The organism is Halomonas sp. (genome assembly GCF_041689495.1).
Classification (GTDB): domain Bacteria; phylum Pseudomonadota; class Gammaproteobacteria; order Pseudomonadales; family Halomonadaceae; genus Halomonas.
The window spans coordinates 1-1,729 of sequence record NZ_JBDNGD010000434.1; the positions used below are offsets into that span (position 1 = coordinate 1).

Annotated in this window: 2 protein-coding genes; both read right to left on the reverse strand. The window is 61.5% G+C overall.

Translation table 11 applies throughout. The features are described from left to right. Positions 1 to 418 precede the first annotated feature (418 nt). Positions 419 to 730, reverse strand: coding sequence for a DUF4387 domain-containing protein (locus ACESMD_RS13525; protein ID WP_372614009.1), 312 nt, complete (start codon positions 728 to 730; stop codon positions 419 to 421). A 2-nt stretch (positions 731 to 732) separates the two neighbouring features. Next, positions 733 to 1,729 (reverse strand): acyclic terpene utilization AtuA family protein (locus tag ACESMD_RS13530; protein WP_372614011.1); only part of this gene is annotated, 997 nt, incomplete at its 5' end.

Consider the following 1,729-nt stretch of genomic DNA (forward strand, 5'->3'; position numbering starts at 1 on the left):
TAGATAGGCGACGCACATAACGCCAGCGACCGCGAGAAAGGCGATAAGGCCGAGGATCGTCGAGACCTAGCGTTTAAGGCCGGGCGCGGCGATCGGGGCGCCGAGGAGAGCCGCCAGCGTAGTCGCGATTGATCCGAGCATCCAGGCCAGCGGCAGCTGAAAGGAGGCAAACAAGGCGCCGCCGGTAGCTCCGATTGAAATCGCCAGAAGGAACCGACGATAAGGAAAGCACTCCGGCCGGACGCCCGCATGATCTCATCGATCGCCCGGCCGGCGGTGGTAATCATCATCGGCGTCCAGCCGCCCACGATCTTCAAGATCTTGCCCAGAGAGCGACAGGCAGCCTCACCGTTGCGCCGATCCGCCAGCATAATGCAACAGAGTTCACTCTCGCTCGCAGCATGCCGCCCCGCGCGGACTAATCGGGAATCTTCAGTTCCACCAATGGCGCATGCTGCTGACCGCCATAGGCATCGCCATCATCGAGATCGCATTGGGTATAGGGACGCGGGATGGAGATCTTGATGGCGTTCGCAATGTCGTGCTCGAAGAAGAGGATGTCCTCTTCAGGCACCTTGTAGACCGCGGCGAAGCTCGACTTGGTCAAGACCTTGGCTTCGACCACCCGCCGATAGGTTTGCTCGTCCTCGAACATGACATCGAAGGTGAGCATGAACGGCCCGGCATTTTTCGACCGGATGAGACGCGCAAGTACGCCCAGCTGAGCCATGCTCAAACCTCCACATATTCTGTGCGGAACATCTCCATCGGATTTTCAGGTATCACGATGTGGTTCATGTTGAAGCGATAAACGGGACCGCGTTCCGTCTCGGGGGGACTCATCGGAAAGGCAAGCCCGCTGATCAGGCCGCGCCATTCCGGAATGGGATAGTGCAGCGCGAAGTGCGCAAATGTCTTGGCGATGGCGGCCGTCACCGAGGACTGCATCGTGGTGACGGTGAAGAGCAGGCCCGCCTCATGACCCACCTCGTGCGCTCGCGGCTCTAGCTTGCCCATGACGCCGTCACGGCCATAGACCCGCACGTGAATCCGGTAGTCGTCTGGGCCCACGGCTCCGTTGAACATCTCCTGGACCCGCGCGGCGAACTTGTCCAGCATCGAGGCGAGCCAGTCATCGAGCTGTCTGATGATGAAGGGCTCTCGGACGCTGGCGATGATCGCCGCCTGATAGCCTGCGAGTTCGGCGCCCTCCAGCTTGATGGTCACGTGATCGGCGGGAATGAATTTCGAGCCGTGGACCCGAACGGTGCGCTCGCTCAGCGGCCCATATCGAGCCTCTCGAGTGTCGATCGTTCCTCCGGGTTCAGTGATGAGGTAGGGGTCGGAATTCTCGTAGAAGGTGTGGGAGGCGATGCTTTGCGGCGTGCAGCGCGCTTCCATGTCCATCGGCTCGATGTCGAAATGATCGTCCCGCACCCATGCGAAGATACTGTCGGGGCGCTTGCGCTGCACGGTCGAGGCCGTGCCGCACTCGAGGATCTTGGCGGCATGCCATGCAGGTCCCGCGCCGGCGCCATACATCAGCGGTACGGCCGCAAACAACGACGTGTCCGAGGCGCGCCCGGCAAGCACGACTTCCGCGCCGTCTTCGATGGCGGCTGCAATAGGCTCGTGCCCCATCATGCCCACGATATGCTCGCTGCGCTCAATCACGTCCTCGTCCAGGACAGGCGCAGGCTCTAGCGGCGCTATTTTCCCTTGGCGGAAA